This window comes from Peiella sedimenti, from assembly GCF_030504955.1.
Taxonomy (GTDB): domain Bacteria; phylum Pseudomonadota; class Alphaproteobacteria; order Caulobacterales; family Caulobacteraceae; genus Brevundimonas; species Brevundimonas sedimenti.
This window is the reverse complement of sequence record NZ_JAUKTR010000004.1, coordinates 253,026-266,305: the sequence shown is the minus strand read 5'-3', so window position 1 is coordinate 266,305 and position 13,280 is coordinate 253,026. Positions and strand designations below refer to the sequence as shown.

Genomic DNA, 13,280 nt, shown 5'->3' with positions numbered 1-13,280 from the left:
ATCAGGGGGTGTTGCGTGCTTGAGGTGCGGCTACTGGGGCCTGCGCCCGGACCGCCGGAGCGTCAGGGCGCGGCGATGCGCGCCTTCACCCTTGGCCAGGCGGCGACGGTCGCGCTTTTCGTCGGGGGCGCGATCACTCTCGGCGTCGCCGATTTCGACCTGCTGACCACCGTGATCCACCGCACGCTGTGGTGGGGATTTCTGATCGGCTGCCTGTGGCGTCTGGCCTGCCTGGCGCTCTCCGCCTCGTCCCGGCATCCCGAGCCGCCGCCCGCCTCTCGGCTTCCGTTCTATTCGCTGCTGGTGGCGGTTCGGCACGAGGCGGCCATGGCGGCCCAGCTGATCGATCACCTCAGGGCCATCGACTATCCCCCAGACCGAATTGAGGCGCTGATCCTGGTCGAGGCCGATGATCCCGAGACCATGGAGGCCATGCTTCGCGCCGGCCCGCCTCCCTGGATGCAGGTGCGGATCGTGCCGCCGGGCGCGCCGCGCACCAAGCCTCGCGCCCTGAACCACGGCCTGGGCTGGTGCCGGGGCGAGCTGGTCGTGGTCTACGACGCCGAAGATCGGCCCGACCCCTTACAGCTGAGGGAGGCTGCCGCCCGCTTCGCCGCCTCGGACCAGCGGCTCGCCTGCCTCCAGGCTCCCTTGCGAATCCGTCCCTCGGCCGGCCTCGTGGGGCGCCAGTTCCGGGCCGAGTACGCCGCCCTATTCGAGTCCGCCTTACCCGCTCTCGCCAGGCTGCGCATGCCGCTGCCGCTGGGCGGCACCAGCAACCACTTCCGGCGCGAGGCGCTTGAGGCGGTGCGGGGCTGGGATCCCTACAACGTCACGGAAGACGCGGACATGGCGTTCCGCCTCTACGCCCACGGCTACCGCATAGGGATGATCAGCCGCCCGACCTGGGAGTCGCCGCCCGAGGATCTGTCAGCCTGGCTGCCGCAGCGGGCGCGCTGGCTCAAGGGCTTCGTCCAGACCTTAGGAGTCCATACGCGTGAACCGTCGCGCCTGGGCGTCCGGGGCATGACCGCCCTCCTGCTGACGCTGGGCCAGACCACCGCCACGGCGCTGGCCTACGCGCTCGCCCTGGCCTGGGCTGCGGCGGCGCTTCTGACCTCGCTTCTTGCGGGCGTCGTCCCGATGATACCGCCCACGGACCTGGCGCTTCTTGTCTTCGGCTACGTCACCGCCATTACGATCAGCGTCACCGCCTGTCGCCGCATCGGCGTCGCCTATGACCTTCGAGACGCTCTGCTGGCGCCGGCCTATTGGTGCCTGATGACGGTGGCGATGGTCCACGCCCTGTGGCAGCTGGGGCGCAAGCCCTTTCATTGGGACAAGACCGAGCATCGGCCTGACCTGCCGCCTTCAGTGGACGGCGTAGGCCTCCGCCGGCTCGACGAAAGCGGAGCGGCCGCTTACCTCGGCGTAGACCATGCATAGGTCTTCGAAGACGCGGTTCCACGAGTAGTGGGTCGCCGCCCGCTCGCGCGCGGCTTCGCCCAGCCCCTTCAGGTCGCGTTCGAACAGGTCCGAGATCGCCCGGGCGTAGACCCTAGCCTCCGGAGCCGACGCCAGTTGCCCGACGCTCTCATCGACGGTTTCGGCCACCCCTCCGGCGTTCACCCCGACCACCGGCACGCCGCAGGCCATGGCCTCGAGCACCACAAGGCCGAAGGGTTCCTTTTCGTTGGCGTGGACGAAGGCGTCGCAGCTGGCGATCACTCGCGCCACCGCCGAAGCGTCCTGCTGGAAGGGCAGGCAGATCACGCGGTCCTCGTCCTCGAAGCCCTCGCCCGCGCCCACCAGGATCAGCCTATAGGGCGCGCCGAGGCGCTGCACCGCCTCGACCATCACATCGACGTTCTTTTCCTTCGCCGGACGGCCGGCGAAGACCAGCAGGCGCTCCTCGTCGCCGAGCCGAAGCTCGCGCCGCAGTCCCTCTGGATCCGCCTTTGCCGGATGGAAGGTGTCCACGTCCACGCCTAGCGGCCGATGAACGATCCGGCTCACCCCGGATTCGGACAGGCGCCCGGCGATGTAGCGGCTGGGGGCCACGACCATGTCAAAACGGTTGAAGATCTCGGCCCACTTCTTCTGGATGGGCTTCCTGGCCCATTCGCCCCAGTGCAGCGCCGCCAGCTGGGCCGGATCCGAGTGACAGAAGCCGACGACCGGCGCCCCCACCGTCTGACCCGCCTCGATCGCCGCGACGCCGGGGCCGTAAGGGTCGCCCGCCTCGATGACCGAGGGTTTCAGCGAGGCCAGCCAGGCGGCCCACTTGTCTCGGTTCATGGGCCAGCGATAGCCGGCGCAGAACGGCAGCTTGGCCGCCGCGACGGTCAACAGCCCCGCCTCGCGGGCCTGTGACTTCGGCCCAGGCACCACCAGGGTGTGGCGCACTCCGGGCCGGTGGGCGTCCAGCCATGCCCGTTTGGCGTGGAGGTAGCGCTTCACCCCGCCGCTGACCGGGGCGTACTGCATGGTGGTGTCGACCAGGCGCGGCCGCGGATCGTCGAAACTGCGATCCAGGTTCCGCAGCGTATCGGCGATCCGCGTCTCCAGACGCGGCGCCCAGCGGAACTCGCGGTCTTCCATCGCCATCGTCGGCCTCCAGCTGTTGTACTCAGGCCCGAGAACGCATGAGGCGGCCTTGAGGATGCGCCACGTCACTCAAAGCTTGGCCTTACGCCGAATTTCGGCGCGAATATGGCCAAGCCATCCGCGGGGTCAGTCTGTCCCCAGGTCCCTTCCCCGGCGCGCCAGAGCCTCGCGCAGAAGAATCTCGATTTGGGCGTTGACGCTGCGCAGATCAGCGGCGGCCGATTTCTCGACCGCCGCCAGGACAGCGGGATTGATCCGCAACAGGAAGGGCTTTTTCTCTGGCTTTGCGGCCATGGGATCAGCCGTACAGCGTGCCCGTGTTCACGACCGGCTGAGCTTCGCGGTCGGCGCACAGCACCACCAGCAGGTTGGAGACCATGGCCGCCTTGCGATCCTCGTCCAGGTCAACGACGCCACGCTCCCCCAAATCGGTCAGGGCGCTCTCGACCATCCCCACCGCGCCTTTCACGATCAGTCGGCGGGCGGCCAGCACGGCCTCGGCCTGCTGTCGCTTCAGCATGGCGCTGGCGATTTCCGAAGCATAGGCCAGGTGCGCCAGACGCGCTTCGTCGACGACGATACCCGCCACCGCGACCCGGGTGTTCAGCTCCTCGCGCAGGCGCTCGGCCACCAGTTCGGCGTCGGCTCGCAGGGTGGGCTCCTCATCCTCGCCGTGGTCGTAAGCGTAGTGCGAGGCGATGTCCCGCAGACCCGTATCGATCTGAATATTCACGAACTCCGCATAGTCATCCACGTCGAACAGGGCCTGGGCCGTGTCGCGCACCCGCCAGACGACGTTGGCGGCGATCTCGATCGGATTGCCGCGCTTGTCGTTCACCTTCAGCTTGTCGCTGGTGACGTTGCGAACCCGCACCGACACCTTCTTGCGCATGATCCACGGGGCCACCCAGCGCAGACCGGTGGTCCGGTCCGTGCCGCGATACTCGCCGAAGAAGGTCAGGGCCGCCGCCTGGTTCGGCTGCAGGGCGTACAGCCCCATCATCAGGAACGCACCCACAGACGCGCAGAGAATGCCGCCCAGGATGGAGAGGCCGGTTTCCTGAGCGAACAACGGAACTGACCCGATCAGCAGCGCCAGCGACAGAAGCAACATCAACAGGCCGCTTGCCGTGCGGGCGGCGCGTTCATTGGTAGCGGTGATCTCGGGCATGGCCCCCTCCAGGTGCGATTGCGCGACGATATCACCATGAAAGCAGGCGGCGCAATATGGAGGCCTTTGGGCCGCGGGCCGATCAGTGCTATGCCGCGACGGCGGGTTTGGCCTTGCATTCGCCTCAAATTCGCGAAAGTTGGGGCAGGCTCGGCGCGCTTCGCGTGCTTCCGAGCGCCGTCGTTTGACTGTGACTGAGATCGTAGGGGATTCCTGATGCGTAAACTGCTCGCGGCGGCTGTCGCCCTGGCTCCCCTTGCGATCGCTTCCGGCGCCGCCGCCGAGGTCGTCATCTCGAACGCCCGCACGACGCCCATCACGACAGGGAATGCGACGGGATCGGGCGCCGACAGCGTCCGTATCGCCAATGGCGGCTCCATCACCCTGACGTCCGGCACGGCCGTAACCGTGAACTCGAACAACAATTTCACCATCGACTCGGGCGGGACGATCACTTTCGAGAATTCAGGCGACGGCTCGACGGCGGTCCTGGTCAACGGCGGCGTCACGGCGGACATCACGTTGGGCGGCTCCATCCGCCTGACCGACACCCAGGGCTCGAACACCGATACGGACAACGATGGCGATCTGGACGGGGCCTTCGCCACCGGCACGGGACGCTTCGGCCTGCGCGTCACCGGACCGGATCCCCTGACCGGCGACATCTCCCTCGCCCGAAACAGTTCGATCATTCTCGAGGGCAACAGTTCCGCAGGCGTTTCCGTCGAGACGGGCCTGGTCGGCGACTTCAGCAGCCGGGCCACCATCTCGGTCCTGGGCAACGACAACTTCGGCATCCATCTGCTCGGACCCGTCAGCGGGAATGTGACCATCGGAGGCGCGGTCGCCGCGACCGGTCCGGGGTCCACCAGCGTCTCGATCGAGGGCGACATCGGCGGTTCGGCCGTTGTCGACGGCGTCCTGACCACGACCGGCTTCCGCTATTCGACGCGGCCTAGCCAGACCTTCATCGAGCGCCTCGACGGCGATGACCTCGGCCTCGGCGGCCCGGCCCTGCGCATCGCCGGCGATATCGCGGGCGGGCTTCTGCTCGACCGCGCCCAGCCCAACCTCGATCCCGACGAGGACGACGAGGACAACGACGGCATCACCGATAGCTCCGAGACCACCGCGGTCATCACCAGCTACGGGCCGGCCGCAGCCGTCCTGATCGGATCGGACAGCCGCGCCATCACCCTGGGTGAGGTTGGAACGGGCGATCGCGCCTACGCCTTCATCAACCGGGGCTCCATCGCCGGCCACGGCGTATTCGACGGCTTCACCGGCATAGGCGTGCAGATCGGCGACGGGCAGGCGGTCACCCTCATGGGCGGCCTGCGCAACGAGGGCGAAATCGTCGGCGACGGCTTCCGGGCTTCGACCACCGCTATCCTGATCAATAGCGGCGCGACCGTTCCGGCGATCGTCAACACCGGCACGATCCTCAGCGAATCGTATTTCGACGGCGCCGCCTTCTCCGCCACCGGCATCCACATCGCCGCCGGCGCGGGCGTCACCAGCTTCGCCAACACCGGCGTCCTCGACGCCAACCGCCTGGGCGAGGACGGCGACGCCCGCGCCTTCGTCGACGAGGCGGGGACGGTCACCTCCATCACCAACTCGGGCAAGATCCGCGCGACCATCTTCCCGACCGACGACAGCGACGACGACGACGACGCTGACATCGATCCCGGCAACGAGGAGATCACCGGTCAGGCGATCGCCCTGGACCTGCGCGCCAACACGACGGGCGTCTCCATCGTACAGACCGGCGTTAACGACGGCGACGACGGCGACGATGACGTGGCCGACCCCGACGGCGACAGCGACGGCGTCGATGACGCGGACGAGCCAGTCATTCAGGGCGACATCCTGTTCGGCTCAGGCGACGACACGCTGGACGTCCAGAACGGCTTCGTGACGGGAGCCATGGCCTTCGGAGACGGTCAGGACCAGCTGCTCATCTCGGGCGGCTCGGTCGTGCGCGGCGCCGTGACCGACACGGACGGCCTGCTCGACATCAATCTGACCTCGGGCACGCTCGAGGCGCGCCAGGCCACCACGACGACCATCTCCAGCCTCAACGTGGGCAGCGGCGGCTCGCTGCTGGTCAGCATCGACGCGGCCAACAACATCGTCGGCGGGTTCAACGTCACCGGGGCGGCCAACTTCGCCACGGGCGCCGCGGTCGGGGTGCGGTTCACCTCCCTGCTCCAGGACCCGACGCGTTTCGTCATCGTTCAGGCGGGAACACTGACGGCCGGCGCTCTGGACGACGACCTGATCAGCACCAATTCACCCTACCTGTTCGTCACCCAGGCGGGCACCGACGTCGGGGCCGGCCAGGTCTATGTGGACGTCCGCCGCCGCACGGCCGCGGAAGCAGGTTTGAACGGCGCCGAGACGTCCGCGCTTGATGCGGTCTACAACGCGCTCGGGTCTGACAGCGCGCTGCGCAACTATTTCCTGGACCAGACGACCCGCGAGAATTTCATCAACGCCTTCGAGCAGATGCTGCCTGACCATTCGGGCGGCCCGCTGATGTCGCTGGCCGCGGGCGTGGACTCGGTCACCCGGGCCCTGGCCGGTCGCGGCTATCCGGCTCAGCCGGGGCAGACCAGCGCCTGGCTGCAGGAGATCAACTTCTACGCCGACAAGGACAAGGACCAGGCCTACGGCTTCCGCTCCGAGGGCTTCGGCTTCGCCGGCGGCATCGAGCGCGGCACGGCCATGGGCGCGGTGGGCGTCTCGGTCGCCTTCACCTCCTCTGATCTGGAAGATCCCGAGGCCGAGGCTGAGGAACAGCTCAGCGCCAGCCTGCTGGAGCTGGGCCTCTACTGGCGCGCCCAGGGTCAGCGGTGGACCACCTGGGCCCGCGTGGCCGGCGGCTACGCCAGCTTCGACAGCACCCGCCAGTTCGTCGTCACCGGCATCAACCGCCGCACCGAATCCAGCTGGAACGGCTACACCCTGGCCGCGGCCGGCGGAGCGTCCTACGAGCACACCTTCGGTCGCTACTCGATCCGGCCCGAGCTCATGGTCGAGTACTTCATGCTCAGCGAGGACTCCCACGAAGAGTCCGGCGGCGGCGCGGGCTTCGACCTGGGCATCGACAGCCGTGACGGCCATGTGCTGTCGTCCACCGCGGCGGTCAGCTTCGGCGCGGCCTTCGGCCAGAACCGCTGGTTCCGCCCCGAGGTTCGCCTGGGCTGGAAGCAGAACATCTCGGTCGAGGCCGGCGAGACCACCGCCCGCTTCCTGTCGGGCGGCGCGCCCTTCCTCCTGACGCCCGACACCTTCGAAGGCGGCGGCCCGCTGATCGGTTTCCGCCTGAACGTCGGCAACGAGATGAGCTTCCTGTCGCTGGAAGGCGACGCCGAGATGATCGACGACTACATCCGGTACAACGTGCTGCTGCGCGCGACCTTCCGGTTCTAAGGCGCGGCCTTGACCACACAGTCAAAAGGCCGCTGGATCACTCCGGCGGCCTTTTTTCATTGGGCGTTCTCGCAGACCTCAAACGCCCAGCTTGGCCTTGAGGATGTCGTTGACCGCCGCCGGGTTGGCCTTGCCGCCCGTGGCCTTCATCACCTGACCCACGAACCAGCCGATCGCCTGGGGCTTGTCCTTGACCGCCTCGGCCTTATCGGGATTGGCGGCGATGATCTCGTCCACGGCCTTTTCGATGGCTCCGGTGTCGGTGACCTGCTTCAGGCCACGCGCCTCCACCACCTGGGCCGGTGAGCCCTCGCCGTTCCAGACGTGCTCGAAGACCTCCTTGGCGATCTTGGACGAGATGACGTTCGTCTCGATCAGCTCGACCAGCTCGGCCACGTAGGCCGCCGGCAGCGGATTGTCCGCGAACTCGGTGTCCGAAGCCGCCAGCCTGGCCGACACCTCGTTCGTGACCCAGTTGGCCGTCAGCTTGGCGTCACGTCCCCCATTTCCACTTCCCTGGGCCGCGGCTTCGAAATAGTCCGCCTTGGCCTGGTCCGAGATCAGCACGCCGGCATCGTACTGCGACAGGCCGTACTGGCTCATGAAGCGGCGGCGCTTGTCGTCCGGCAGCTCGGGCAGGCTCTGGCGGATCTCCTCGATCCAGGCCTCCTCCAGCTTCAGCGGCAACAGGTCCGGGTCCGGGAAATAGCGGTAGTCCTGCGCCTCTTCCTTGGAGCGCATTGACCGGGTCTCGCCCTTGGTCGGGTCGAACAGGCGCGTCTCCTGGTCGATCTTGCCGCCGTCCTCGAGAATCTCGATCTGGCGGCGCGCCTCATAGGCGATGGCCTGGCTGATGAAGCGGAACGAGTTGACGTTCTTGATCTCGCAGCGCGTGCCGAAGGGCTCGCCGGGCCGGCGCACCGAGACGTTCACGTCGGCGCGCAGGTTGCCCTTCTCCATGTCGCCGTCGCAGGTGCCCAGATAGATCAGGATGGTGCGCAGCTTCTTGAGGTACGCCACCGCCTCGTCGGCCGAACGCATGTCGGGCTTGGAGACGATCTCCATCAGCGCCGTGCCGGCCCGGTTCAGGTCGACATAGCTCTCGCTTGGCGACAGGTCGTGGATCAGCTTGCCGGCGTCCTGCTCCAGGTGCAGCCGCTCGATGCGCACGGTGAAGAACGAGCCGTCCTCGGCCTCAACCTCCACTTCGCCCTCACCCACGATGGGATGGTAGAGCTGGCTGATCTGGTAGCCGGTCGGCAGGTCCGGATAGAAATAGTTCTTCCGGTCAAAGCGGCTGTAGGCGTTGATCTGGGCGCGCAGACCCAGGCCCGTTCGCACCGCCTGCTCGACGCAATAGCGGTTCAAGACCGGCAGCATGCCGGGGAAGCCTGCATCCACCAGGCTGACCTGCTCGTTGGGTCCGGCGCCGAAGCCCACGGCCGCGCCTGAGAACAGCTTGGACTTCGACGCCACCTGGGCGTGGACCTCCAGGCCCAGCACGATTTCCCAGGGGCCGGTGCGGCCCTCAATGAACTTCTTCGGAGCGGCGGCGACGACATCTAGGCTCATGCGCTTCCCATAGCCTTTGCCCGCGCCTCAGCAAAGCCGGTGCTGGACGTCCGTCGCCAGTCTGCCAAGGTGCCCGCCATCGCCTGATCGGAGATTCACACCATGACGCGCACCGCCCTCGCCTCCGCCGCCCTGGCCGCTCTGTTGCTGGCGGCATCGCCCGGCGAGACCTGGGCGCAAGCGCGCGGTGGTCAGGGCGCGCCTCAGGCCCAGGCGGCCTCGATCCAGCCCCGGACCGTCACCTTCGCCGCCACCCTGCCGCAGCCCGGCGGCGTTCTGGTGCTGCCCCTGGGCGCGGCGGATCAGCTGGACGCACGGGCCGCCGGCCTCGACCCCGCCACCCGCGCCGGCATCGAGCGCGCCCTCGCCTCGGCCCGCTTCACCTATGCGGCCCGCCAGACGCTCAGCCTGCGTGGCCTGGGCGACTGGGATCGCATTCTCGTGGTGGGCACGGGTCCGGCGGCCAGCGGCTCCGCGCTCCAGTGGAGCGGCGCTGTGGCGGGCCGCGCCCTGGTGGACGAGACGGGGCCCCTCACCGTCCTGGCGGAGGGCCTCGCGCCCGACGCCGCCTCGGCCTTCGTCACCGGCATGGGGATCGGCCACTACCGGTCCGACCTCTACCGGACCAGCCGGGAACCCGTCCTCGCTAGCGGCGGCGTCACCGTGGTCGCCAGCGAACACGAGGCGGCCCGCTCTGCCTTCCAGGGCCGGGGCGAAAGCCTGATCCGCGCCATGACTTGGGTGCGCGACATCTCCAACGAGCCGGCCAACATCATCTATCCCGAGAGCTTCGTCGCCCGCGCGCGCCAGGCCTTCGCAGGCGTGTCGGGCGTCACGATCGAGGTGCTGGACGCCCCGACCATGGAGCGCCTGGGCATGGGCGCCCTGACCGCCGTGGGCCGCGGCTCGGCCCGTCCGCCGCGTCTCCTGGTCATCCGCTATCGCGGCGAGGGCGCGCCTGAAGGCGGGCCAGTGGTCCTGGCCGGCAAGGGCATCACCTTCGACAGCGGCGGCATCACCATCAAGCCGGGGGAGAACATGGGCAACATGAAGATGGACATGTCCGGCGCGGCCTCGGTCACCGGCGCGGTGCTGGCCCTGGCCACCTCGCGCGCGCCGGTGGATGTCGTCGCCGTCTCCGCCCTGGCCGAGAACATGCCCGACGGAAACGCCATGCGCCCCGGCGACGTGCTGACGGCCATGAACGGCAAGACCATCGAGGTCATCTCCACCGACGCCGAAGGACGCCTCGTGCTGGCCGACGCCCTGACCTGGGCCGAACGCAACCTGAACCCCGCCGCCGTCGTCGATGTGGCCACCCTCACCGGCTCGGTCCGCACGGCCCTTGGTGACGACTACGCCGGCCTTTTCACCCGCCACGACGCCCTGGCCGACCAGCTCACCGCCGCCGGCGACGTTACGGGCGAACGCCTGTGGCGCCTGCCGCTGGACCCCGGCTATGCGGAGGACACCCGCTCCAGCATCGCCGACCTGATGGCCTCGAACCCCGGGGTCGGGGGCGGCGCGGGCGTCGGCGCCCATTTCATCGGCGAATTCATCAGCCGCGACATTCCCTGGGCCCACCTGGACATCGCCAACATGGCCTATGGGGGCGCCAATGACTGGAAGCCGGCCGGCTCGGCGGGCTTCGCCGTGCGTCTGCTGGAGCAGTTCGTACGCGACTGGCGGCCGATCCCGCGTGGGGCTGGGAACTAGGCGGCGCGCCTCGCCTCCAGCACCTTCAGCACGGCCTCGGCCGCGGCTTCGGAAGGGTCCGGACCGCCGCGCCCCATCAGGTCCAGCGCCTGGACTTGCGCCTCGGCCTGCGCCTGGGCGGCGGCGGGATCGTCGAGCAGGCGGCCGACGGCCGCCGCCAGCTTCCCCGCCGTGGCCTCGTTCTGGATCAGCTCCGGCGCGATCATGCGGTCGGCGGCGATGTTGAACAGAGTGATGTACCTGGCCGTCACCAGCCGCTTCATCAGGGCGTAGCTCAGCCCCCCCAGCCGATAGGCGATGACCATGGGCGTCCCCGCCAGGGCCAGCTCGATCGACACCGTCCCGGAACAGGCCAGAGCCGCCGTCGCCGCCTTCATGGCCGCCATCTTGTCGGCCTCGTCGCGGATCAGGATCGGCTGGACCGGCCAGGACTTGAGCCCCTCGGCCACCGCCTCGGCCACGCTCTCAGCCACCGGCATCACGACCGCCAGGTCCGGCCGCTCGGCCTTCAGCCGCCCCACCGTCGCGCCGAACACGTCCATCAGGCGGCTGATCTCGGACGGCCGGCTGCCCGGCAGCACGATCAGCAGGCCCTGGTCCGCCCCCAGGCCATGGGCGCGCCGGAACGCCGCCGCATCCACATCCGAGAAATCCAGGTGCAGGGCCTGGGATCCCACCACCGTCGTCGGCAGGCCCGCCGCCTCGAACCAGGGCCGGTCCATGGCGTGCAGCGCCAGCAGGTGATCCACCGCCCCCGCCAGGGTCCTGGCCCGGCCGGGTCGCGAGGCCCAGACCTGCGGGCCCACATACTTGATCAGCGGAATGTCCGGCGCCTCGGCGCGGATCGCCTTGGCCACGCGAATGGTGAAGCCCCAGCTGTCGATCAGCACCACCGCGTCCGGCCGCTCGGCCCGGGCCAGGGCGGCGGCCTCCTTCACGCGGCGCTTCACCCGGCCATAGGCCATCAGTCCCTCGACCCAGCCCAGAATCGACAGCTCGGTGATGTCGAAGGGGCTGTTCACGCCCTCCTCGGCCATACGCGCCCCGCCGACGCCCACCAGGGTCAGTCGCGGGCCCAGCCGCGCCTTCAGCGCCCTGGCCAGCCCGGCGCCCAGCGCGTCGCCCGACGTCTCCGCCGCCACCAGCATGATCTTCAGCCCGGCGATGGCGCTTCTCCCCATACAAACAGGCCCAGCCTGTCGGCGGCCGCCCGCACGGCGTCCGCATCCACCACGATCAGCCCGCCGGCCTCTCCCGCGACCCCCGCCAGGCCCGCCTCTGCGGCCAGCTCGACCGTGCGCACCCCGATGACCGGCAGGTCCACTCGGCGCTCCTGGATGGGCTTGGGCGCCTTGGCCAGCGCGCCCTTCCGCGCCCCCGCCTGGCCGCGCAGAGCCTGGGGCAGGCCCGCCACCCGCCGCAGCATGGCGTCGGTGCCTTCCTGCGCCTCTACCGCCAGCACCAGGCCCTCCGCCACCACCGCGCCCTGCCCGATGTCCAGCGCCCCGGTCGCGCGCGCCACATCCAGCGCCTTCGTCACGTCCTCGAGCTGCGCCTTGTCGGGGATCACGCCCCCAAGGGCGCCGGGCTCAAGCACCCGACCCAGCAAGGCGTCCGGCCCGACCACCTCGAACCCTGCGTCCTCGAACACCTTCAGCATGGCCCGCAGCAGGGCGTCGTCGCCCTGACGCCCGGCCGCGATCAGGCCCGGCAGGACGCTCATGCCCTTGAGGTCAGGGACCAGGCTGGCGAAGTCCGGACGGCTGACATTGCCGCAGAAGCAGACCTGGCGACATCCGGCCTTCTGAAGCGCGGCGATGCACTTGCCGAACTCGGCCAGCCCCACCTCGACGCCGGCGTCCGCCCGCAAATCCGGCTCGGTGAACCCTTTCAGGGCCACGATGAACACCGGCCGTCCTGCGGCCTCGCAGGCGCGCAGCACCGCACCCGGCAGATCGCCGCCGCCGCTGACCAGTCCCAGCCGACCCGGCTCGCTCATGGGCGGCAAAGGGGTCGCGACCCGCCGTCGCGGATGAATGTGATGATCTCTCGGGCCTCATCGAGGTCGGCGTACTCCGCCTCGGCCCGGGCCAGCCGATCCTCGAACAGTCCCTCGCCGTGGAACAGCGCATCGAACAGCTTCAGCATGCGGCGGATCCTGGCCTTGTCAAAGCCGCGCCGCTTCAGCCCCACCATGTTCAGCCCTTCCAGCCGCGCATGGTTGCCCCAGGCCGAACCGAAGGGGATGACATCGCGTGTGGCGACGGCCCCGCCGCCCAGGATCGCGCCCTTGCCGACCCGGCACCACTGGTGGACCGCCGACTGGCCGCCCAGAAAGGCGCCGTCGCCCACCTGGACATGGCCGCCGATCACCGCGTTGTTGGCGAAGGTGACGCCGTCGCCCACCATGCAGTCATGGGCGATATGAGCGCCGACCATGAACAGGCAGCCCTCGCCAACCCTTGTCAGGCCGCCGCCCTGAACCGTGCCGCGGTGCAGGGTCGCGTGTTCGCGGATGATGTTGCGGGCGCCGATGACCAGCCGCGTCGGCTCACCCTTGTAACCGCCATGCTGCGGCGCGCCCCCCAGGACGGCGAAGGGGTGCACGACCGTGCCTTCGCCGATGTCCGTATGGCTGTGCACCACGACGCTGGACGCCAGCTCGACCCCGGCGGCCAGGCGGGCGCCGGCCTCGACGCGGCACCAGGGGCCGACGACGGCCCCATCCCCGATCTCCGCGCCCGGATCGACAAGGGCGGTGGGGTGGATGGTCACG

General features: G+C 69.2%; 10 protein-coding genes. 3 read left to right on the top strand and 7 right to left on the bottom strand.

The features are described 5' to 3' along the window. Positions 1–15 precede the first annotated feature (15 nt). Positions 16–1,446 carry a glycosyltransferase family 2 protein gene (locus Q0812_RS11075; RefSeq protein WP_302110398.1) on the top strand — a complete coding sequence of 477 codons (1,431 nt, stop codon included), beginning with the start codon at positions 16–18 and terminating at the stop codon, positions 1,444–1,446. On the opposite strand, the gene Q0812_RS11070 is transcribed toward Q0812_RS11075, so the two are convergent. The 3 genes from Q0812_RS11070 to Q0812_RS11060 all read right to left on the bottom strand — a co-directional run bounded on the left by Q0812_RS11070 (position 1,372) and on the right by Q0812_RS11060 (position 3,778). Further along, positions 1,372–2,607 (bottom strand): glycosyltransferase, encoded by a 1,236-nt coding sequence (locus Q0812_RS11070; protein WP_302110397.1) that lies wholly within the window; start codon positions 2,605–2,607, stop codon positions 1,372–1,374. The genes Q0812_RS11075 and Q0812_RS11070 overlap by 75 nt on opposite strands. A 126-nt stretch (positions 2,608–2,733) precedes the next feature. After that, complete coding sequence (locus Q0812_RS11065; RefSeq protein ID WP_302110396.1) at positions 2,734–2,901, bottom strand: type II toxin-antitoxin system antitoxin; 168 nt, start codon at positions 2,899–2,901, stop codon at positions 2,734–2,736. A 4-nt stretch (positions 2,902–2,905) separates the two neighbouring features. Beyond that, positions 2,906–3,778, bottom strand: a complete 873-nt coding sequence (locus tag Q0812_RS11060; protein ID WP_302110395.1) for an SPFH domain-containing protein — start codon at positions 3,776–3,778, stop codon at positions 2,906–2,908. 216 nt (positions 3,779–3,994) lie between these two features. Between Q0812_RS11060 and Q0812_RS11055 the strand changes: the two genes are divergently transcribed. Then, positions 3,995–7,216, top strand: a complete 3,222-nt coding sequence (locus tag Q0812_RS11055; RefSeq protein ID WP_302110394.1) for an autotransporter outer membrane beta-barrel domain-containing protein — start codon at positions 3,995–3,997, stop codon at positions 7,214–7,216. A gap of 78 nt (positions 7,217–7,294) precedes the next feature. Here the strand turns inward: Q0812_RS11055 and gatB are convergent, their stop codons facing one another. Further along, entirely contained in the window at positions 7,295–8,788 is a 1,494-nt protein-coding gene (gene gatB, locus Q0812_RS11050; RefSeq protein WP_302110393.1) for an Asp-tRNA(Asn)/Glu-tRNA(Gln) amidotransferase subunit GatB, read from the bottom strand. 102 nt (positions 8,789–8,890) lie between these two features. On the opposite strand from gatB, the gene Q0812_RS11045 reads away from it, so the two are divergent. Next, on the top strand, positions 8,891–10,504 hold the full coding sequence (locus Q0812_RS11045; protein WP_302110392.1) for a leucyl aminopeptidase family protein: 1,614 nt from the start codon (positions 8,891–8,893) through the stop codon (positions 10,502–10,504). Here Q0812_RS11045 and lpxB read toward each other — a convergent pair. From lpxB to lpxA, 3 genes are read right to left on the bottom strand one after another with little or no spacing between them, the layout of a single operon-like run. Continuing rightward, on the bottom strand, positions 10,501–11,685 hold the full coding sequence (gene lpxB / locus Q0812_RS11040; protein ID WP_302110391.1) for a lipid-A-disaccharide synthase: 1,185 nt from the start codon (positions 11,683–11,685) through the stop codon (positions 10,501–10,503). The two genes, Q0812_RS11045 and lpxB, sit on opposite strands and share 4 nt — an antisense overlap. Then, the gene (gene lpxI / locus Q0812_RS11035) at positions 11,658–12,503 is read right to left on the bottom strand and encodes a UDP-2,3-diacylglucosamine diphosphatase (protein ID WP_302110390.1); all 846 of its coding nucleotides are present in this window, start codon (positions 12,501–12,503) and stop codon (positions 11,658–11,660) included. The genes lpxB and lpxI overlap by 28 nt, the downstream gene beginning before the upstream one ends. Further along, complete coding sequence (gene lpxA, locus Q0812_RS11030) at positions 12,500–13,279, bottom strand: acyl-ACP--UDP-N-acetylglucosamine O-acyltransferase (RefSeq protein ID WP_302110389.1); 780 nt, start codon at positions 13,277–13,279, stop codon at positions 12,500–12,502. The genes lpxI and lpxA overlap by 4 nt, the downstream gene beginning before the upstream one ends. Between the last annotated feature and the right edge of the window lies 1 nt (position 13,280).